The sequence below is a fragment of the Rhizobium sp. 2MFCol3.1 genome (assembly GCF_000377565.1).
GTDB lineage: Bacteria > Pseudomonadota > Alphaproteobacteria > Rhizobiales > Rhizobiaceae > Rhizobium.
The window spans coordinates 1-20,491 of record NZ_KB898354.1 but is presented as its reverse complement, the minus strand read 5'-3'; the positions used below and the strand labels follow the sequence as shown (position 1 = coordinate 20,491).

General features: G+C 62.5%; 15 protein-coding genes. 5 read left to right on the top strand and 10 right to left on the bottom strand.

The features are described 5' to 3' along the window. Positions 1-31: 31 nt before the first annotated feature. The 5 genes from D460_RS0102925 to D460_RS0102905 all read right to left on the bottom strand — a co-directional run bounded on the left by D460_RS0102925 (position 32) and on the right by D460_RS0102905 (position 11,474). Complete coding sequence (locus D460_RS0102925) at positions 32-1,909, bottom strand: cytochrome c biogenesis protein DipZ (protein WP_018897005.1); 1,878 nt, start codon at positions 1,907-1,909, stop codon at positions 32-34. Between the two features lie 15 nt (positions 1,910-1,924). After that, the gene (msrB, locus tag D460_RS0102920; protein ID WP_018897004.1) at positions 1,925-2,416 is read right to left on the bottom strand and encodes a peptide-methionine (R)-S-oxide reductase MsrB; all 492 of its coding nucleotides are present in this window, start codon (positions 2,414-2,416) and stop codon (positions 1,925-1,927) included. Between the two features lie 332 nt (positions 2,417-2,748). Then, the gene (gene glf / locus D460_RS0102915; RefSeq protein WP_018897003.1) at positions 2,749-3,906 is read right to left on the bottom strand and encodes a UDP-galactopyranose mutase; all 1,158 of its coding nucleotides are present in this window, start codon (positions 3,904-3,906) and stop codon (positions 2,749-2,751) included. A 67-nt stretch (positions 3,907-3,973) separates the two neighbouring features. Further along, positions 3,974-6,019, bottom strand: coding sequence for a hypothetical protein (locus tag D460_RS0102910; RefSeq protein WP_018897002.1), 2,046 nt, complete (start codon positions 6,017-6,019; stop codon positions 3,974-3,976). A gap of 217 nt (positions 6,020-6,236) precedes the next feature. Then, a complete protein-coding gene (locus D460_RS0102905) occupies positions 6,237-11,474 on the bottom strand; it encodes a hypothetical protein (RefSeq protein ID WP_018897001.1) in 5,238 nt (1,745 codons plus the stop codon). An 870-nt stretch (positions 11,475-12,344) separates the two neighbouring features. Here D460_RS0102905 and D460_RS0102900 point away from each other — a divergent pair. Then, positions 12,345-13,052, top strand: coding sequence for a hypothetical protein (locus tag D460_RS0102900; protein WP_155947661.1), 708 nt, complete (start codon positions 12,345-12,347; stop codon positions 13,050-13,052). Between the two features lie 123 nt (positions 13,053-13,175). Here D460_RS0102900 and D460_RS0102895 read toward each other — a convergent pair whose 3' ends face one another. The 5 genes from D460_RS0102895 to D460_RS0102875 are packed head-to-tail and all read right to left on the bottom strand — an operon-like array spanning position 13,176 to position 16,281. After that, a complete protein-coding gene (locus D460_RS0102895; protein ID WP_018896999.1) occupies positions 13,176-13,502 on the bottom strand; it encodes a hypothetical protein in 327 nt (108 codons plus the stop codon). After that, positions 13,499-14,221 carry a glycosyltransferase family 2 protein gene (locus D460_RS0102890; protein ID WP_018896998.1) on the bottom strand — a complete coding sequence of 241 codons (723 nt, stop codon included), beginning with the start codon at positions 14,219-14,221 and terminating at the stop codon, positions 13,499-13,501. Before D460_RS0102890 ends, D460_RS0102895 begins: the two co-directional genes overlap by 4 nt. Before the next feature lie 10 nt (positions 14,222-14,231). Further along, positions 14,232-14,858, bottom strand: a complete 627-nt coding sequence (locus D460_RS0102885; protein ID WP_018896997.1) for an HAD family phosphatase — start codon at positions 14,856-14,858, stop codon at positions 14,232-14,234. Continuing rightward, on the bottom strand, positions 14,855-15,523 hold the full coding sequence (locus tag D460_RS32465; protein WP_018896996.1) for a hypothetical protein: 669 nt from the start codon (positions 15,521-15,523) through the stop codon (positions 14,855-14,857). The genes D460_RS0102885 and D460_RS32465 overlap by 4 nt, the downstream gene beginning before the upstream one ends. Further along, on the bottom strand, positions 15,520-16,281 hold the full coding sequence (locus D460_RS0102875; protein ID WP_018896995.1) for a glycosyltransferase family 2 protein: 762 nt from the start codon (positions 16,279-16,281) through the stop codon (positions 15,520-15,522). The genes D460_RS32465 and D460_RS0102875 overlap by 4 nt, the downstream gene beginning before the upstream one ends. Before the next feature lie 385 nt (positions 16,282-16,666). On the opposite strand from D460_RS0102875, the gene D460_RS0102870 reads away from it, so the two are divergent. From D460_RS0102870 to D460_RS34905, 4 genes are all read left to right on the top strand, one after another. Continuing rightward, a complete protein-coding gene (locus D460_RS0102870; protein ID WP_026282727.1) occupies positions 16,667-17,683 on the top strand; it encodes a zinc-dependent alcohol dehydrogenase family protein in 1,017 nt (338 codons plus the stop codon). 99 nt (positions 17,684-17,782) lie between these two features. Further along, a complete protein-coding gene (locus D460_RS0102865) occupies positions 17,783-18,985 on the top strand; it encodes a carboxymuconolactone decarboxylase family protein (protein ID WP_018896993.1) in 1,203 nt (400 codons plus the stop codon). 188 nt (positions 18,986-19,173) lie between these two features. After that, positions 19,174-20,256: an MFS transporter gene (locus tag D460_RS32460; RefSeq protein WP_018896992.1), complete on the top strand. Its 1,083-nt coding sequence runs from the start codon at positions 19,174-19,176 to the stop codon at positions 20,254-20,256. Positions 20,257-20,285: 29 nt separating this feature from the next. After that, a partial coding sequence (locus D460_RS34905; protein WP_155947678.1) for a transposase occupies positions 20,286-20,491 on the top strand: 206 nt, incomplete at its 3' end.

Below are 20,491 nucleotides of genomic sequence, written 5' to 3'. Positions count from 1 at the left end.
TGCCCTTATAGTCAGTCATGATGGTCTCCTATCAACCGAAGGTGAAGGCGTAGGCTTGTACGCCGGAATCAAGAAAGCGGATTTCGAATGTGTGATCGCCAACGGCGCCCGGCTCGCGGATGAGCTGGTAGAGCCGTTGTGCGGTCACGGTGCCGTTGCCATCGGCATCGGTATCGGCCCCATGCCCGTCGCCGGGCGGCTTGCCGTCGACGGTCACCTGGAAGCGCACCGGTTTGCCGTCGGCACCCGGACCGAGCACCAGATGCAGATCGCGGGCATGGAAGCGGTAGTAGATGCTGCCGTCCTTGTCGTTCAGCGCGGCCTGCTCGGAACCGACGGTCCAGTTGCCCGTCAGGCCCCATTCGTTGAGCCGCGGCGTGGCCGCGACATAGGTATGAGCCGCATCGTTGACCGTACCTTTCTGGTCGACGAAGTTCTCGGAGCGCTGCCAGCCGACGTAGGTTTCCGGCGATTGCACGTCCGCCTGGTTCGACGCGGCTTCCGCACCAGTCGCCTTGACCTCGACCATATCGGCGGCGACGTTGGCCTTGCCGGCCTCCGCCAGAAGCTGCTGGATCACCCGCTCGGAACGGTCATAGTCTCCCTCGCCGAAGTGATGATGGCGCACCCGGCCCTCGGCATCGATGAAGTAGTGGGCCGGCCAATACTGGTTTTCGAAGGCGCGCCAGATGGCATAGTCGTTATCGATGGCGACCGGATAGGTGATCTTGAGATCGCCGATCGCCTTCTTGACGTTGTCGATGTTCTTCTCGAACGCGAACTCCGGCGCATGCACGCCGATCACCACCAGCCCCTGATCCTTGTACTTTTCCGCCCAAGCGCGGACATAGGGAATGGCGCGCAGGCAGTTGATGCAGGAATAGGTCCAGAAATCGACGAGAACGACCTTACCCTTGAGCGACTCCGCCGAGAGCGGCGGCGAATTGAGCCACTGCACGGCGCCATCCAGCGACGGCATCGTTCCTTCGACCGGAAGCGCTTCAGTGGCAGCCTTCTTCGGCCCGCCCTTCATCATCATCGCGTTCGAGCCGGCCATCATGGCATTGTTGCCTGAGATCATGGCCGGAGCGTTACCGGACATCATCATCTGGTTGCTGCCACCAGTCATCGCGTCGCCCTTCATGACGACGGAGGCGGCATTCTCCGCCGTCTGCCGTTGGGGATGCAGCTTGTCGATCAGGCTCTGCTCCAGCGTGCCGGTACTGGCTAGCGAGGCCTGCGTGAGGAAGCCGGTATCGAGGCCGAGACCGATCGCCACCACAGCGGCCAGAACGGCAACGCCAAGCCCGCGGCGCACCCATTCACCGACGCCGAGCGACCGCTTCATCGCCTGATACACCCGCCCGCCGATCAAAAGCGCCAGCGCCAGCGACGTCGCCGCACCCAGCGCGTAGGCGAGCAGCAGCAAGGTCGTGCCGACGCTCGCTCCCTGCAACGCCGCGCCCGTCAGGATCAGCCCGAGAACCGGGCCGGCGCAGGGTGCCCAGAGCAGGCCCGTGGCAACACCCAGCAAGGCCGACGCCGCCACGGTCGATCCGCCGCTTCGGGTACCGCGATCGGCCGATTGCGACAGCCGCGCACCCAGCGACACCAGCGGCCGCGTCAGATAATCGGACAGGGCCGGGAAAAGCAGGATGATGCCGAAGACGGCGAGCAGGGCAAGTGCGGCATAGCGGCCATACTCGTTGGCCTGTACCGCCCAGCCGCCGCCGAGCGCCGCCAGCGTCGCAACGGCCGCAAAGGTCGCCGCCATGCCGACAAGCATCGGCAGCGTGCTGCGCAGAAACGGCTGGCCGGCGCGCGCGAAGACGAACGGCAGCACCGGCAGGATGCAGGGACTGACGATGGTCAGCACGCCCCCGAGATAAGCGAGAATGAAGAGGATCATGTCAGGTCCCGTTGATCAGGCCGAAGCCGGATGAAATGTCAGGGCAACACCGTTCAGGCAGTAGCGCAGGCCGGTCGGTTGCGGCCCGTCGTCGAACACATGCCCGAGATGCCCGCCGCAGCGGCCGCAATGAACCGCCTCGCGCACCATGCCGAACTGCGTGTCGCGCGTCGTGCCGACGACCTTGGCGTCAAGCGGCGCCCAGAAGCTCGGCCATCCCGTGCCGCTGTCGAATTTGGTCGCGGATGCAAAACCGTCCTGTCCGCAGCCGGCGCAGGCGAAGTTCCCCTTGCGCTCTTCGTGAAGCAGGGCGCTGGTGAAGGGGCGCTCGGTCCCCTCCTCGCGCAGAACGGCATATTGATCCGCTGTCAGCATCTTCTTCCACTCGGCATCCGTATGGGTGACGGCAAAGGTCTCCGCGGCCGAAACCTTCGAACGACCGAGAACAAGCGGCAGGCCGATCGCGGCAAGGCCGGCACTGAAGAGCAGTCTGCGTCTATTCATCATCTCGTGGTCTCCTCGACGGTATGAAGTGTGTCTGACAGCAAGTACGGGCGGCGCAGCCATTTTGTTACGCGCCACACTCGAAATACAGCGCCCTCACCAAAGCGCCGGCTGCCGCATCAGCAGAGCAATATATTCAAAGGAATACAACGCCATACGAAAGCCAAACCGGCCTTCCGGACAAGCGGCGACTGCCAATTCACCAATATGTGATTATCTGATGGACGCTTGTCTTGTCGGATCGAACGCTGCGTGGCCGAAATTCGACGCGAGAAACAAGAAAGGCGCCAGCCTTGCAGCCAGCGCCTTTCGCAATAACGGCGATGATGTTCCGGTCAGACAGGACGGTGTAGGAAGGCCGGCATGCGGGCGCTCTCTGACAGCGCCGAGAGATAGAGCCGCGCCGTATCGAGCGCCTCGCGGATCGTCACGTCCATGTCGAGATAGCGATAGGTACCAAGGCGGCCGACGAATGTGACGCCCTCTTCCTTCTCCGCGCGCGTAACATATTGCGCCAGCTGTTCCTTCTCCTCGACCATCCGGATCGGATAGTAGGGAATATCGTCAGGCCCGCAGGCGCGCGAGAACTCGCGGTAGCATACCGAACCCTGATGCTCTTCCCACGGCGAGAAATGCTTGTGCTCGGTGATGCGAGTAAACGGCACCGCGGCGTCGCCATAGTTCATGACCGCGCAGCCCTGATAATCGCCATCATAGCTGAAGCGCTCGAAATCGAGCGTGCGGTAGCCGAGCCGCCCGGCCTCGTAGTCGAAATAGCCGTCGAGCTGTCCGGAGTAGAAGACATGGCTCGCATCCGCGTGCTCGGCGCGCTCGAACCGCGTGCTCAGTTTCACGCTGATATTGGGATGGTCGAGAATGCGGCCGATCATGTCGGTGTAGCCATTCTCGGGCATGCCCTGGAATTTGTGGAAGAAGTAGTTGTCGTCGTAGTTGAAGCGCACCGGCAGCCGCTTCAGGATCGAGGCGGGCAGCTCGGTCGGCGAGCAGCCCCACTGCTTCTCGGTGTAACCCTTGAAGAAGGCCTCGTAGAGATCCTTGCCGACGAAGCGCATGGCCTGCTCTTCGAAGGTCTGCGGATCGGTGATCGTCTTGTCGGCCTGCTCCTCGATGAACGCCTTCGCCTCATCCGGGCGCAGCGTCTTGCCAAAGAACTGGTTGATCGTGTGCAGATTGACAGGCAGCGAATAAACGCGTTCCTTGCTCGTCGTCTTCACCCGGTTCTTGTAGGGCATGAAGGTCTGGAAACCGTTGACGTAGTCCCAGACCTCGGCATCGTCGGTATGGAAGATGTGCGGTCCGTAGACATGCACCATCACGCCGGTGTCGGCGTCGCGCTCGGTGTGGCAGTTGCCGGCGATGTGGTCGCGGGCATCAAGGATCTCGACCTTGTGCCCCGCCAGCGCCAGTTCCCGCCCGATCACGGCGCCCGACAATCCGGCGCCGACGATCACGATCTTTCCATTCCCCTGCATTCTCTAAAGCACCCGTTGCCTGTGGCCTTGCGGCAAGTTGAAACCCCTTGAGGATGGACCGGCGGCGTTAAGCCGTCGGCTCCGTCCACAGGCGCGTATCGATGGCAAGCGGCGCGTAGTCATTCCACTGCGCGAGCTTCTCACGGTAGTGGCGGCGATAGCTCGCATCATCCTCGAACTCGCTGAGGGTCTGCACGAGTTCGGCGCCGATCTCGTAATAGGCCTCGAGGTTGCTGAGGTCAGGCGTCGGCGTTTCGCCGCGCTCGGCTTCGCCCTGCATCTGCCAGAACAGCTCTTCCAGACGACGGGCGAGACCCGGAATATCGCGCAGCGCACTGCCCTCGCGCTTGTCCTTCAGCGACTGGCGGATGGCGGCAAGGCTTGCACGGTCCTTGAAGAAGCCGATAGCGCGCGCAACATAATCGTCCGGCCCGCTGCAGGCGAGCTCCGGCACGCCGGCGGCGGCCACGATGCTATTGCAGAAGCGCGAGGCAAAGCTCTTGCCCGGAACCGTCAGCACCGGCAGACCCATGGTGATCGCGTCGCCCGCGGTCGAATGGGCGCCATAGGGGAAGGTGTCGAGGAAGAGATCGGCAAGCGCGATGCGCGCCAGGTGATGCGCGTTCGGCGCCTTCGGCGCGAAGATGATCCGCTCGGCCGCGATGCCGGCTTTCACGGCAGCCTGCACCAGGCGGCCATTCACGGCTTCGTCGGCGGCGAGCAGCCAGAGCACGCTGCCCGGCGTCGCAGCCAGGATCGTCATCCAGCGCGCGAAGCACGGCTCGCTGATCTTCTGCATGCCGTTGAAGCAGGCGAAGACGAAGGCATCTTCAGGGAGACCGGCCTGCGTGCGCGTCGGCTGCGCGGCGATCTGGCGCTTGCGGTCGATCGGCTGGTTGCAGGCGATCCGCAGAACCTTTTCCGTGTAATAGATCTCGTTTTCAACGGGCACGATCGTCTCGTCGGCGATCATGTACTGGTGCACGGGGCTACCCATCGAACCGGGATAGCCGCAGAAATTGACGATCACGGGTGCCGGACGATAGGCGAACAGCTTCGTGCGGGCATGCTTCGTATAGCCGTTGACGTCGATCAGGATGTCGATCTCGTCCTTGCGGATCAGGTTGGCGGCATCGGTGTCGCTGAGCGTGCTGATATCGCGCCAGCCATCCACGGCCGCTTTGATGCGCTCCTGCGTCGCATCATTGGTGCGCGGCTCGCCGCAATAATAGCCGAAGATCTCTACCGTCGTCTTGTCGTGCAGCTCCAGCACTTCGCTGAGCGCGAAGCCGACGGCGTGATCGCGCAGATCCGACGAGACGTAGCCGACGCGCAGGCGCTGGCCGGTGCCGGTCTTCACGCGCGCAGGCTTGCGCGGGAAGGCCGAAAGGTTCGGGCGGCCGACGAGCGTCTTGTTGTAGCGATAGGCCTTCGCCAGCTGATAGAGCGGATCGTCGGCGTAGCAGGAGAGCGTCAGCGTCGACATGGCATCGAGCAGCTGGCGGGCGCTGACATGGATCGACGGCGTGAGGATCGGCCACTTGCACTGCCGCTGGCGCAGCGACGTCCAGTGCTGACCGGCTTCCGGCCGGTTCGGCTGCAGTTCGATTGCCTGCCACAGCGTGGTTTCGGCCGCCTCCAGCACGTTGCCGCCTTCGAGAACGCGACCGATATGCTGGAGCGTCATCAGGCGATGCTCGATGCGCTCGCTGGTGATGTCGCTCGTCATCTCGACATAAGCGCGCCATTGCTCGACCGCCTGATGGCCGAGACCGCAATCCTCGAGCGCGCGGCCGAGGTTGATATGCGCCGGGCCGAAACGCGGATCGATCTTCAGGCAGGCACGCAGCGCGCTGATCGCGCCGGCCACGTCGCCGGCATTACGCGAAACGACGGAATAGTTGAAATAGGCGAGATGCAGCAGCGGATTGTTGTCGTTGAACGCGATCCACGTCTTGTAGAGCTCGGCCGCCTGCTGCCGCTGGTCGGCATTGGCGAGGCCTTCCGCGATGGCGATCAGGTCGCCGAGCGACAGACGTTGATGACGGGCCTGCTCCAAAACATTCGTGATTGGAGAGACTTGGCTCGATGCAATGGCGGTGTTCGCGTTCATGGACGTCCTACGGCAAGTCGGCCGGATGGCCTGAGGTCAACAGACGCACGAAAGCGTCGTTACCCTTGCTATCGGACAGAGCTTGCGTCGGGCTGGCTGATTGGCCGCCAGAATGGCCCAGAACGCCTGATGACAAGGCTGTCTGGCACCGCGCATGCAAACGAAAAACGCCGCCCGATGTGATCGGGCGGCGTCCTTGTTTCGGTATGGTTCCGGCTTACGGGTTCAGCGCGGCGTAGGCTGCGAGAACCGCGTCGACCTGGGCCGAGTTCAGAGCCGGCACCTGCGTCGAGGTGAAGGCGCCCAGCTGGTCGCTGTTCAGCGCTGCGATGTCTTCGGTCTGCAGTCCGGCCAGAGCCTTGTTGCTGATCGCCGCGATTTCGTCGGTGGTGAAGGTCGAGATGTCCTCGCTGGACATCGCGGCAATCTCCGCCGAGCTCATCACCGCGATCTGGCTGCTGGTGAAGGCCTGAACCTGATCGGAGGTCATTGCCTCGATCTGGGCCGTCGTCAGCGAAACCACCTGGCCGGTCTTCAGGCCAGCGACCTGATCCGTGGTCAGGACCGCGATATCGTCGGTGCTGAGCGCCGCGACCTGCTTGGCGGTCAGGACACCGAGCTGATCGGAGCTCATGGCGACCATCTTGTCGGTCGACAGCGAGGCGATCTGGCTGGTGGTCAGAAGCGCGATCTGGTTCGTCGTCAGAGCCTTGAACTGATCGGTGCTCATTGCCTCAATGCTGGCCGAGGAAAGTTCCACGATAGCCTTGGTGCTGATGGCAGCGATCTCGTCGGTCGTGAACGAGCCGATATCGTCCGTGTCCATGGCGCCGATCTGGGCGGCGGTGAGAACCGCGACCTGAGCGCTCGTCAGTGCCTTGACCTGATCCGACGTCATGGCGGTGATCTGGTCCGTGGTCAGCGAAGAGACCTGGGTCGACTTGAGCACCGCGACGTTGTCGGTGGTCAGAGCCGTCACTTCGTCGGTCGTCAGCGACTTGACCTGGGCCGACGTCAGCGCACCGACCTGATCCGAAGACAGGAGAGCGATGTTGTCGGTCGTGATCGCAGCGAGCTGGCCGGTCGTCAGCAGGGCGATCTGGCCGGTCTTCAGAGCCATGAACTGCTCGCTGCTGAGCACGCTGATATCGTCAGTGCTCAGGCCGGTCAGAGCCTTGGTGCTGATGGCGGCGATCTCGTCGGTCGTGAAGGACGAAACACCATCCGTCGACATGGCGCCGAGCTGGGCCGAGGTCAGTACGCCGATCTGGCTGCTGGTCAGAGCCTTGACCTGATCGGAAGACATCGCCGTGATCTGCGCGGTGCTGAGGGCGGCCACCTGGGCTGTCTTCAGCAGTGCCACGTTGTCCGTGGACAGGACCGCGAGGTCCTCGGTGGTGAGCGCCGCGATCTGCTTCGCGCTGAGGACGCCGATCTGATCGCTGCTGAGAGCCGCCATCTTGTCGGTCGTCAGCGACGCGACCTGTTCGGTGCTGAGCAGTGCCACCTGGCCGGTGGTGAGTGCCGCGAACTGAACCGTATCGAGTGCCTCGAGCGTGTCGGTCGACAGAGCCGCGATGATCTTGGTGTTGATCGCCGCGATTTCGTCGGTCGAGAAGGTCGCGATGTCATCGGTGGACATTGCGGCGAACTCGTCTGCAGTCAGAACACCGACCTGAGCGCTGGTCAGAGCCTTGATCTGGTCGGAGGACATGGCGCCGATCTGCGTGTTGTTCAGAGCGGAAACCTGACCCGAGCTCAGCAGGGCGATGTTGTCGGTGCTGAGTGCAGCGACTTCGTCCGTGGAGAGCGCCGCGATCTGCTTCGAGTTCAGAGCGCCGACCTGAGTGCTGGACAGAAGTGCTACGTTGTCGGTCGACAGCGCGGCAATCTGGCCGGTGCTGAGCAGAGCGATCTGGGCCGACGTCAGAGCCTTAGCCTGATCACTGGTGAGAGCGTTGATATCGGCGGTGCTCAGACCTGCGAGAGCCTTGGTGCTGATGGCCGCGATTTCATCGGTCGAGAAGGACGTGATGTCGTCGGTGGACATGACCGCGAGCTGCGACGAGGACATCGAGCCGATCTGAGTGGCGGTCAGCGCGGTGACCTGATCGGCTGTCAGCGCATCGAGCTGGTCCGTGGTCAGGGCGGCGATCTGGCCGGTCTTCAGAAGAGCGACGTTATCCGTGGAGAGGACAGCGATGTCATCCGTGGTCAGAGCGGCGATCTGCTTCGAGTTCAGGGCGCCGAGCTGGTCGCTGCCGAGAGCGACCATCTTGTCGGTCGAAAGCGATGCGACCTGGCTGGTGGTGAGCAGCGCGACCTGGCTCGACTTGAGCGCAGCGAACTGGGCCGTGTCGAGAGCGCCGAGGCTTTCCGTGCTGAGCTCCGCGATGGCCTTGGAGCTGATCGCAGCCACTTCGTCGGTCGAGAACGTTACGATGTCGTCGCTCGACATCGCACCGATCTGGGCAGCCGTCAGAACTGCAACCTGGGTGCTCGTCAGAGCCTTGACCTGGTCGGTCGACATGGCGTCGATCTGCGCGGTCGTCAGCGCGGTAACCTGCGTGCTCTTCAAGAGGCCGACATTGTCGGTGGAGAGCGCAGCAACCTCGTCGGTCGACAGCGAAGCGATCTGGCTGGTGCTAAGCGCCAGGATCTGATCGCTCAGCAGCTTGGTGATGTTGTCGGTCGACAGTGCGGTCAGCTGGATGGTGCTCATGGCGGCCATCTGGGTCGACTTCAGCGCTACGACCTGATCGCTTCCGAGAGCGTTGATGGCAGCCGTGGAGAGACCGGAGAATGCCTTCGTGCTGATCGCAGCGATTTCGTCCGTGCTGAAGGTCAGGATGTCGTCGCTCGACAGGGCGCTCAGCTGGCCGGACGACATGACGCCGACCTGGGTGCTGGTGAGTGCCGTGATCTGATCGGACGTCATGGCATCGACCTGGGCGCTGCTCAGCGCTGCGATCTGTGCCGTCTTCAGAAGAGCGACGTTATCCGTGGAGAGAGCCGCGAGGTCATCCGTGGTCAGCGCGGCGATCTGCTTCGAGTTCAGGGCGCCGACTTGGTCGCTGCCGAGAGCGGCGATAATTTCGGTCGAAAGCGAAGCGACCTGGCTGGTGGTGAGCAGCGCGATCTGGCTCGACTTCAGAGCGGCGAACTGAGCCGTGTCGAGAGCACCGAGGCTCTCGGTGGAGAGCTGCGCGATGGCCTTCGAGCTGATCGCAGCCACTTCGTCGGTCGAGAACGTCACGATGTCGTCGCTCGACATCGCACCGATCTGAGCAGCCGTCAGAGCGGCAACCTGGGTGCTGGTGAAGGCCTTGACCTGATCCGTGGACATCGCGTCGATCTGCGCCGTCGTCAGGGCGGCGATCTGCGTGCTCTTCAGGAGCGCGACGTTGTCCGTGGAGAGAGAGGCAACGGCGTCGGTGGAGAGACCGGCGATCTGCTTCGAGCTCAGGGCGGCGACCTGATCGCTCTTCAGGAGAGCAATGTTGTCGCTGGAGATGGCGCCGAGCTGGGCGCTGCTGAGGAGAGCGATCTGGCTCGACTTCAGCGCGACGATCTGCTCGCTGCTCAGGGCGGCGACGTCGTCGGTGGAGAGACCCGTCAGAGCCTTGGAGCTGATGGCGGCGATTTCATCCGTCGTGAAGGCGCTGACGCCATCCGTCGACATCGCGTCGAGCTGTGCGGAGCTGAGGACACCGATCTGCGAGCTGGTGAGAGCCTTGACCTGATCGGAAGACATCGAGCCGATCTGCGATGCGCTGAGCGCTGCGACCTGCGCGGTCTTCAGGACAGCGACGTTGTCGGTGGTGAGCGCACCGATTTCGTCGGCGCTGAGAGCTGCGATCTGCTTGGAATTCAGGGCGCCGACCTGGTCGCTGGTCAAAAGAGCGATGTTGTCGGTGGAGAGCGCTGCGATCTGGCCGGTGCTGAGGAGAGCGATCTGGCTGGACTTCAGGGCAACGACCTGCAGGCTGTCGAGAGCGCCGATGACGTCGGTCGACAGGCCGGACAGAGCCTTGGTGCTGATGGATGCGATTTCATCGGTCGTGAACGTCGCGATGTCGTCGGTGCTGAGAGCGGCGAGTTCCGACGAGGTCATTGCGCCGATCTGGGCGCCGGTAAGCGCGCCGATCTGCTCGGAGGACATGGCGGCGATCTGGCTGTTGTTCAGCGCGGCGATCTGCGCGGTCTTCATGATGGCGACGTTGTCGGTGCTGAGAGCGGCGACATCATCGGTGGTGAGAGCTGCGAGCTGCTTCGAGGTCAGGGCAACGACCTGGTCGCTCTTGAGCGCCGCGACCTTTTCCGAACCGAGCGACGCGACCTGCGACGTGGTCAAGAGAGCGATCTGGCTGGACTTGAGCGCTGCGAACTGGGTGGTGTCGAGGGCTGCGAGCGTCGCGGTCGAGAGGCCGGCCAGCGTCTTCGTGCTGATGGCGGCGATCTCGTCGGTGGTGAAGGTCGCGATGTCGTCGGTGGTCAGAGCGCCGAACTGAGCGGAAGAAAGCGCTGCGGTCTGGGAGGAGCTGAATGCGCCGACCTGATTGACGTCGAGCGCTGCGAGCTGGTCGGTGGTGAGTGCCGCGACCTGCGTCGTCTTCAGCGCGACGATCTGATCGGTGGAGAGCGATGCGATGACGTCGGTGGAGAGCGAAGCAAGCTGCTTGGAGCCGAGGGCGCCGATCTGTGCGCCCGTGAGAACGCTGACCTGATCGGAATCCAGCGCGCCGAACTGGGCGCTGCTCAGAAGTGCGATCTGGCTCGTCTTGAGCGCGACGAGCTGGCCGCTGGTGAGCGCTGCCATGCTATCGGTGGAGAGGCCGCCGAGTGCCTTGGTGCTGATGGCGGCGATCTCGTCGGTCGTGAACAGGGCGATGCCGTCGGAGGAGATGGCGCCAAGCTGAACCGAGGTCAGTGCAGCGGCCTGCGAGGAGGTGAACGCAGCGACCTGGTCCGTGGAGAGGCCGGCGATCTGTGCGGAGGAGAGAGCGCCGAGCTGCGTGGTCTTCAAAACAGCGATCTGGCCGGTCGTGAAGGCAGCGACGTCTTCCGTACCCATGGCAGCGATCTGCTTGGAGGTAAGAGCGGCAACCTGACCGGTCGAAAGCGCGCCGATCTGCTCGGAAGAGAGGTTTGCGACGTCGGTGGTGGAGAGAGCGGCGACCTGCGCGGTCGAGAAACCGCCGAGCTGTGCCGTGGAAAGAACGGCCAGCTGCTCGAGCTTGAGGCCAACCAGTGCGGTCGCCGATACGGCGCTCATCTGCTGGGAGGAAAGAGCAACGAAGTCCTGGGTTTCGATCGCGCCGAGCTGCGTGGAGCTCAGTGCCTTGATCTGCGTTGTCGTGAGCTGTGCCACGTCATCGGATGTCAGGTTCGCGATCGCGGTCGTCGACAGCGCCCGGATCTGATTGACGGTCAGAGAAGTTACAATGGAAGTCATGGACGAGCGCCCCTCGCGTTAGCTGATCAAAAGACATCATCCCGCTTCGTCGGTCAGACGCGCGCAGCCGCACTTAAGCCAGCCACACGGCGTCGTCGGCATCGACGATCCGGGTTTCCTGTCGGAACAAAATTGGGTCAAACTAAACATGGCTCGGACGAGCCAGCGCAAAAGGAGGGCATCATGCGCCCAGAGCCAAAGCGACTCTGATCCCTACGCCAATGAACGCGAACTCCTTAACCCCCGGCACCATTTACCAGCGTCCATCATGGACCCACCGGCCAATTGCGCTCCTCGGTAGAGCTATCGCGAGCAGTGAAACTCTTATTCGGCAGTCTTTAATTTCGAGTTAACGTCGCCTGTAACTGAGCGGCACTCTTGTTACAGATTCGGTCGCCGGAAGTTTAAATCGTCAGTTTTTTAGATGCAATTGGCACACTATGTCTTTTTTCAAGCCGAAACCGCACAGTTCGACTGGCGATTGCAACAATCGTTGCCTGCACCGTCCGGCTCATAACGTATCAATTCAAAACGATAGAATAGGAGGGAGAAAAACTCATCCAGAAGCATGATTCTCTTTTTTAATTCCCAGATGATCAATTAGAAATACTACAGAAACAACAACGAATCATCATGGAAACACAAGTTACCTGCCGATCCGAAGCGCCGGGTAGCAAATGTCGGCGCAGCACTCCAGCAGCATAGCGCCGCCCGCCGGCAATAATTTCCGACCATTTTTGGGCCTTATGCATAAATCCGGCCGTGGCGAGCGTTTCGCATGCTGCGGCGCACACTGATTCGTCCCCGAGGCAAGCCCGGCACAAGTAAAATGGCGTTCATAGAGCTATATGGGTGATAGGGACGACCAGAATGCGACTGTCTATATTGATTAGAGGCCATAACTTTCTTGAAAAGGATCGTTTCGGCCTGCCGATGGACGGGCGGGACAACGCCACGTCCTTGCTTGAGAACGTGATCACGCCGATCCGCGCCAGGAATCCGGATGCGATCGTCTATCTGGCGACATATGAAAGCCCGGCGCTTGCCGAGTTGCAGGAAAAATTCGCGCCATGCGAACTGATCCTGCTCGATCCCAACGGAAGCTCGCAGGCCGAGACCTACAAGGAAGCGCTCAAGCACGTCTTCCAGAAGACCGAATACGATGCGCTTGTCGTGGTCCGCTTCGATCTGGCTTTCAAGAAGCCGTTCGACGCCTGGAACCTGAAGATCGACATCAACAGCATCCACTTCACCTGGAGGGAATATCGCGACTACTGGCGCGATCACCGCCGCGTCGGCGATGCCATCCACGTGATCGGCAAGGCCGCCATTCCCGCCTTCCACAATGCGCTGATCATGAACCAGCTGGCCGGCCGCGGTCATCTGCACATGATGTACTATTATCTGCGCACGATGCACGACAATCTGAAGTTCATCGAGGACGGTTACTTCGACACCAACACGCTGTTCGCCAACCCCGAATGCGACAACCCGCTCTACACGGTCTTCAACCGTCCGCGCCTGACCAGCATGGCAGGCAGCACCGGCATGGTTCTGCACGAAATCCGCGCGGAGTAACAAGCAAGCAGTCAAACAAGAACGCCCGCATCGAGATCATCGATGCGGGCGTTCTGCTTTATAGGGCTATCTTGAAAGTATAGCGCCCGCGAAACCATTCGCGACCGCCCTCCTCCAGGTCAATCAGACGAGATACTTGTCGTTCTTGGCGCTCGGGATCTTCACGACCGTCACCGTCGCATCGGTGAGCGCCTCGAACTGGTTGACCTTGCCGGGCTCGATATCGATGATGCTCCCCGCTTCCCACACCTGATCGATCATCCGCACCGTGCCGGAGATGACGAGCGTGATCTCGCGCGCGATCTTGTGATAATGCGCCGCATCCTTGTCGCCGGCCACGTAATGCTTCACGCCGACCTCGAACGCACCCGTCTTGACGACGGTGGGGTCGAAGTCGCCGATGAACCAGCCGCCGATCATGTCGTTGAGGGTGAGTGGCTTATCGCTCATTTGTCACCTTCGGTCACGGACAGCTCGATCAGCTGGCGATCCGACTTGATCGGATGGAAGTCCTTGGCGTTGATCGGGAAGATCCCGATCTTCTTCCCCTCGAGCACCATCTCATTATAGACGGGGCAGACATAGAACATGTTGTTGTGCCGCGCGTCCTTGCGGATCGCGTTCTTCGCTGCGCGCACGAAATCGCGCCCCTGCCGGAAATAGTAGAAGCCGGCCGTGGCATTGTCGCTGATCGGATGCTTCTCGGCCGCCTCGACCACCATGTTCTGCTCGTCGAGCCGAACGAAGGAGTAGCGCGGATGCACCGACTTGAAGGTCATCGTGCCGCCATCGAGTTCGCGCTCCACGAAGTTCTGGATGACGCCGTCGAAGGGAACCGTGAGGAATTCGTCGCCGTTGAGGATCAGAAGCGGCTGGTCGTTGTCGATATAGCCGGCAGCGAGCAGCGCCGTGCAGGCGGCTCCCTCCGTGCCGTCCTCGACCGAGACCACCGCGGCCTCCGGCGACAGCAGGCGCACGACCTCGTCGAGGTGGTAGCGCGCCAGGTCCTTCTTCTGCATGGCCACGATGATGCGGTGGCCGGGGATCTTGGCGCATTCGGCCAGCTGCCGCTGCACCAGGGGTACGCCGTTGATTTCCACCAGCGCGGTCGGATAGGCTTCCATCGCCTGGATGCGAGGCTCGCCGGCTATCAGGATCAGAATATTCATCGCAAGCTCATCAACCGTGGATTTTTCGAATGGTCTCGGTGATCGCGGGATAGTTCACATCCGCGATATCGTTCACCACCATGACATGCGCGCCGGAACCCTTGGCCGCCTTGATACCGTTTTCGTTGTCCTCGACGATCAGGCATTCCTCGGGCGTCAGGCCCATCATGGTGATCGCCTTGACGTAAATTTCCGGGCTCGGCTTGCCGTGCTTGACGTCTTCGTTGCTGAGCTGGAACTCGAGATAACCGTCGAGTGCGGCTCGCGACATCATCAGCGACACCGTGCTCTTGATCGAGTTCGACGCCACGGCGAGCCGGTATCCGTCTTCCCGCAGCCGCGCCAGCGCGTATTCCTGCTTGAAGGTCGGCTTGCACTTGGTGTGGATCATCTCGGTCGTGTAGAGCTGCTTCATCTCGTTGATGAAGCCGTGCAGCGCCTCGGGAAGCCCGCGCGTCGTCGTCAGGATCTCGAGCTTGCGCCGCGTCGGCAGGCCGTCGAAGATCGTAAGGTGCTCGTGCAGCGGAATGGTGTATCCGAAGAGCTCGAGCGCCCGGTTCAGCGCCTCGTAGTGCCATTCGCGTGCGTCGATCAGCACGCCGTCCATGTCGAAGATAATCGCCTTAAGCGTGGTCATGCTGCGTCCCGGCCTGTCAATATCAGTTGCGCGCGCTCCGGAAAGTCGGTGCAGACGGAAAGCCCGTCCCGCTCGTTGAGCCCCGAAGACACTAGCCACTGGAGAAATGGTTCATATTCGTCGTGGCGGCCATGAAGATCCGGCGCCACCAGCGTCGCCTGCTTGCCGTCGGCAAGAATGCGCTCGATCAGCGCCGCGTCGTACCAGCGCCCCGGCAGGAAGTTGTCGATCCATACACCGGTCACGCCGGGATCGTCATAGAGCGAGGCCTCGCGCTCATACTCGCTGAGACGCGTGAACGACACCATCTTGCGCTTCACGCCCTGGATGAGATCGGGAACCGATGCATCGAACAGGAAATAGTTGCTGTAGCCTTCGCTTGAGAGCACTTCGGCCAGCATGTCGTGCAGACCATCGGCCTTGATGTTCAGCGCAAGTAGCGGCGAGCCGTGTTGCTTGGCGATCCGGAGCAACTCGGCGAACGAGATCTCTCCCCCGCGCGGAATGTCGTGCGAGATGACGATCGAAGGCGCACCATCAGCCTGGCTGTCGCGCACATCGGTCTCCGTGCCGAAGCCGAGCGAGAAGGAGCGAACGAAGGCCTCGACCGAGTTCTTCTCCTCAGGCGTCTTCCAGTAGCCGCGATGGCTCAGAACCTCGATCATAGCGAGGCACCCAGCGAGCGCGTCACGTCGACGGACAGAGGCAGGCTCTGGAAATGGGTGAGATCCTCAGGCACGCCGAGACCGTACATGCCGGCATCCACCGAGCCGATGGAGTAAGCGCCGATCTTCGAGCCGTCCTCGATCATGAAATTATAGACCGGCGCCACGTAGAACTCGCCGTTGACGCGGAAGTCGCGCTCGATCATCCGATCCGCATAGGAAACGAAGTCCGAGCCCTTGCGGAAATTGTAGATCCCGACGGTCGCGTGATCGGAAATCACCTGCTTCTCGACGACGTTGTCGATATAGCCATCGGCGCCGAAGGAGACGAAGCTCCACTTCGGATCATCCGCCGTCATCGTCATGATCATCCCGTCGAGATCGCCCATGGCCTTAAGATAATCGTCGATATCGACGTCGATATACTGGTCGCAATTGGCGATCATCATCGGCTGATCGTTGTCGATCTCGTTACGCGCGAGCAGCACCGTGCAAGCAGCACCCTCGGTCACCTGCTCGACGAGAAATATCTCGCAGCCCGGTGCCCAGGCGCGCAGGTTCTCGCCCAGCCCATGCTCCCTGACATGCGCGGCCTGGCAGATGAAGATGAAACGATGCTCGACGGACGGGCGAAGGTTTTCGATCACCAGCCGGATCATCGGCACGCCGTGCACGGGCAGAAGTGGCTTGGGAAGAGTATAGCCGGCCTTGGCGAAGCGGCTTCCGTGCCCTGCCATTGGTACGACGATGTTCAACATTGCGCATATCCCGAATTGTATCAGCTTACACTGTGGCGCGACCAATAACGCTCGAAGCTGGCGTCACGCTGTCTGCGCAATTCAAGTATAGCCGGCGGCAGCAGTCGAGCCGGCGCGCCATTCATGAACGAAGCGCATAGGTTCATCCCGAACTCAGCGCCTAATAAGCTTGCCCGACGCGATGTAGAGTGCCCGCGAATAGTTGCTGGAAGCTGCGGACGGGCGCACACTTGGAAGCGACCACGCCGGCGGCGGATGGTTTATCCGGCGCGAACGGATCTGCAATGCCCCGCCCCTCGACCTCGCTATAGACCGGTCGACTGTCCGGCGACACGACGCTTCAGATTGAAGACAGGCCAGATTAAAACAGAAAAGGAATTCCGCCATGTTAGCAACGATGCTCTATGCCCCAGGCGATGTCCGATGCGAGGAAGTTGCCGAACCCAAGATCCTCAAGCCGACCGATGCGATCATCAAGCTGGCGGCCTCCTGCGTCTGCGGCTCCGACCTCTGGCCATTCCGCGGCGCCAATGAAGTGACCGCCCCGCTCGCCATGGGCCATGAATATTGCGGCGTGGTCGTCGAAGTCGGCAGTGCGGTGAAAACAGTCAAGCCCGGCCAGTTCGTCGTCGGCTCCTTCTGCCTGTCCGACAACACCTGCCCGCATTGCAAGTTCGGCTTCCAGTCCTCCTGCGAACAGCGCGAATTCATGACCGGCGCCCAGGCGCCTTTCGCGCGCGTGCCGCTTGCCGATGGCACGCTGGTCGCAACGCCTGACATGCCGGCCGATGACCTCATCCCGAGCCTCCTCGCCGTCTCCGACGTGCTTGGAACCGGTTGGTATGCCGCCGATGCCGCAGGCGTCCAGGAAGGCTCGACCGCCGTTGTCGTCGGTGACGGTGCCGTTGGCCTGATGGGCGTTCTGTCGGCCAAGCAGATGGGCGCCACCCGCATCATCGCCATGAGCCGCCACAAGACCCGCCAGGATCTCGCGCTCGAGTTCGGCGCTACCGACATCATTTCCGAACGCGGCGATGAAGGCGTCAAGCGCATCAAGGAACTCACCAATGGCGTTGGCGCCGATTCCGTTCTCGAATGCGTCGGCACGCAGGAATCCATGAGCCAGGCGGTCAACGCCGCCCGCCCCGGCGGCAAGATCGGCTTCGTCGGCGTTCCCCACGGCGTGACCTTCGACGGCCAGAACCTGTTCTTCCAGCAGAAGAGCCTGCTCGGCGGCCCGGCGCCCGTGCGCCGCTACCTGCCCTATCTGATGGAGCTCGTGCTCGACCGCAAGATCAACCCGGGCAAGGTCTTCGACCTGCAGATTCCGCTTGCCGACGTCGCCGAAGGCTACAAGGCCATGGACGAACGCCGCGCCATCAAGGCCCTGCTGCGCGTCTGATGCCAAAGACGGGGCTTGCCCGGCCGACCGCTGAGCGAGCCCCGCCGGTATTTAGCGCATCAAGCGTAACGGCCTAGAACAATAAAGAGGAATAAAGAGATGAAGAACATCGCCGCAGGCATAGCCATCACGGCGCTCGCCGCGACCGGCGTCGAGGCTCAGGAACGCAAGCGCGTCGCACCGCCCGCCGTCTATGACGTTGCGCCCGGATTGGGACATTTCACCGACGACGTCCTCTTCGGCGAAGTGTGGGAGCGAGCCGAACTCGCCCCGCGCGACCGCAGCCTCGTCACCGTCTCCGCGATCGTCTCCACCGGCAAGACCGCGCAGATCGGCGGCCATGTCGGGAGAGCGCTCGACAACGGTGTCACGCCCGCCGAAATCGGCGAACTGATCACCCATCTCGCATTCTATTCCGGCTGGCCGAATGCGATTTCCGCCGTGATGGAAACCAAGAAGGTGTTCGACGAACGCGCCATCGCACCGGTCACCAATAGCGACGCCGCGCGCATCGAACTGGAAGCCGCGGCCGAGGCCGCCCGCACCGCGACCGTCAACGCCGGCGTCGCCCCAACGGCGCCAGCCCTTGCGGAGCTGACCAACCGCGCGCTCTTCGGCGACCTCTGGCAGCGACCGGATCTCAGCGCCCGCGACCGCAGCCTGGTGACGATGGCCGCGCTGATCGCCATCGGCCAGCCCGAACAGCTGCCCTTCCACGCCAACCGGGCGATGGACAACGGCCTGACCCGCCAGGAAGCCTCCGAGGTCGTCACGCATGTGGCGTTCTACGCCGGCTGGCCAAGGGCGATGTCGGCGGTGCCGGTGCTGAAACGCGTCTTCGAAGGACGCGAGGCAGCGGCCACGCAATCCGCGCCGGCCGATGTCCCCACCGACATCAAGGTGACCCGCGCCGGCCAGGGCAAGGCCAGCGCCCCGGAGGCCTATTTCACCGGCGCGGTCGAGACCTCGGGCTTCTACAAGGGCGACGCTCCGGCCACGATCAGCGGCGCGACCGTCTCCTTCCCGGCGGGCGCCCGCACCGCATGGCACACTCATCCGCTCGGCCAGACGCTGTTCATCATCTCGGGCAAGGGCTGGGTGCAGAAGGAAGGCGCCGCCAGGGAAGCTGTCGGCCCCGGCGACGTCGTCTGGATCCCGCCGCTCGTCCGGCATTGGCACGGCGCATCGCAAGATGAGGCCATGAGCCACTTCGCGGTCGCCGAGGCGCTGGATGGCAATGTCGTCACCTGGCTGGAGAAGGTCTCCGACGAAGATTACGCCAAAGGCGGCGAAGGCGAGTGACGCCGCCTCGTCTATGAGGCACAAGGACAACAGCACCGAAACGTGGCCCGCCGTTATCATGACGGCGGGCCACGCCACGACAGCGTGAGGCAAGCCCGCGATAGCAAGACCACGGCCGGCCTGCGCACCATGATCAAGACGCGCGGCCGGGCGAAATCCGCGACACATGCACAGGCTTCAATAACGCAATGACGACCACCGACGACCACTCCTCGACGCACAGACACATGTCGACCGCGATGACCATGCTGTTTGCGATCGTCGGCGGCGCGGCGGTCGGCAATCTCTACTGGGCGCAGCCGCTGCTCGCGGCCATCGCCACCTCGCTCGACGTGCCGCTGGGTTCGGCCGGCGCGCTGGTGACAATGACGCAGATCGGCTATGCGCTGGGCATCGTCCTGATCGTTCCGCTCGGCGATATGCTGGTGCGCCGACGGCTGATCCCTGTCGTCATGTTCCTGTCGGCCCTGGCGCTGCTCGCAACGGCACTCGCCCCCTCCTACGCAACCCTCCTCGCCGCCTTCACCGCGGTCGGCATGACCACCGTGGCCGGCCAGCTGCTCATTCCTCTCGCCAGCGATCTCTCGAGCCCCACGGAACGCGGCCGCACGGTCGGCACGATCGTCGGCGGCATCCTGATCGGCATCCTGCTGTCGCGCACCGTCAGCGGCTTCATCGCCGACCTGTTCGGCTGGCGCACCGTCTATTTCATGGCGGCGGCGGTGACGGCGTCGTTCTCCATTCTGCTGACGCGCGTCCTTCCGAACGAAAAGGAAAGGCCGCGCATCGCCTATGGCCGCCTGCTCGCCTCCGTGCCCGCGGTCGTGCGCAAGCATCGCTCCGTCCAGATCACGCTTGCAATCGGCTCGATCGGCTTTTGCACCTTCACCATGTTCTGGACGGGCCTGACTTTCCTCTTGAGCGCCCCGCCCTTCTCATATTCGCTGAGTGAGATCGGCCTCATGGGCGTGGTCGGGCTCGCCGGCTCGCTCGCCGCCCGCCGCGTCGGCTGGCTTCACGACAACGGCTATTCCGCCGCTGGCACCGGCGCGGCACTGGCGCTCGCCTTCCTGTCGCTGATGATCGGCGCGGCCGGCTCCCATGCCATCCTCCCGGTCGCCGTCGCCGTCCTGCTCTTCGACGTCGCCATTCAAGGCAACAACGTCCTCAACCAGACCCGGCTCATTTCCGTCGAGCCAGAAGCCCGCAGCCGCCTGAACGTAAGCGCGAATTTCTGCACACCTTCTGAAGAGGGGTGCTCTGATGCATGAAGTGTCCACCAAAAACAGGTGGACACCTAATCATGGACGATACTCCTAAACTGCAAGTGCGGCTTGTTGGTCGCGACGGCCGCCGTCGATATGACCCGGCTTCTCGGGATCAACTAATCGCAGCGTGCTTAGAGCCTGGCGTTTCGGTCTCTCGACTGGCGCGGGAACACGACGTGAATGCCAACCTTGTTCACAAGTGGATAAAGAAGGCCAAAGCGGAGCGGCCGTTGCCTTT